At 35.2% G+C, this 1,067-nt stretch carries 1 protein-coding gene; it reads left to right on the forward strand.

Features of this window, described 5'->3' with window-relative positions; genetic code table 11:
- Nucleotides 1-1,067: ABC transporter permease (locus RH82_RS00005; RefSeq protein ID WP_034057021.1), on the forward strand; the 1,067-nt coding region annotated here is incomplete at both ends.

Raw genomic sequence — 1,067 nt, forward strand, 5'->3', positions numbered from 1 at the left:
TTCTGCACTAACAATGGTTGGTGTTTGGTGGGGGATTTTACTACTTATAGGGCTTTTAGGTTCAGCAAAAGGTTTAGAGAACTCATTCAATCGTTTGTTTGGTAGTTTTGCTACTAATAGCGTTTTTGTTTGGGCTCAAAGTACTAGTAAACCTTTTAAAGGTTTTCAAGAAGGAAGATTTGTTCAACTTAAAATAAGTGATGCTAAAAAAATAGAAGAAAACGTTGATGGTATCGAATTTGTGGTGCCAAGAAATCGAAATCAAGCTTTGGTTATTCATGATTTTTTATCTGGAAGCTTTCGAGTTGGTGGTGATTATCCATTATTGGATAAAGTGCAGAAAAAGAAAATGATGTACGGTCGTTTTATTAACCAAACGGATATAGATGAGAAAAGAAAAGTAGTTGTTATTTCTGAAGAAATATATAAACAACTCTTTGAAAAAGATGAGGAGATGATAGACGAATACATACAGCTTAATGGAATGAATTTTAAAGTTGTTGGTATGTTTGAAACAGCTGGTGCGAACATGGGCCCAACAGACGATATGCATATTCCGTTCTCTACCTTTCAGCAAATATACAATATGGGTGAAAATATTGGTTTTATGATGATTACCGGTAAACCAGAGTCTGATATTGTTCAAATTGAAGCAGATGCAAAACTAATTTTAAGGAATTTGAACAAAGTCCACCCTGAAGATAATCGTGCTTTTGGCAGTTTTAACTTAGGAAAAGAGTTTGCCAAGTTTACAAGTTTTTTATCAGGCATGCAATTTCTAACATGGTTTGTAGGTATCGCAACTTTAATTGCAGGTGTATTTGCAATTGGAAATATTTTATTAATTACAGTAAAAGAAAGAACAAAAGAGATTGGAGTGCGCCGTGCTTTAGGTGCAACACCTTTCGAAATAAAAAGGCAAATTGTAGTTGAGGCAGTATTTATTACAATTTTAGCAGGCTTGTTTGGAATTATAAGTGGCGGTTGGATATTAATTGCTTTAGATAGTGCCTTTGGAGGAGGGGGAGAGGCCGTTTTAGTCAAGGTGTGGTCGGCGTCTCTCAAGG

The sequence above is a fragment of the Lacinutrix jangbogonensis genome, assembly GCF_000797445.1.
Classification (GTDB): Bacteria; Bacteroidota; Bacteroidia; order Flavobacteriales; family Flavobacteriaceae; genus Lacinutrix; species Lacinutrix jangbogonensis.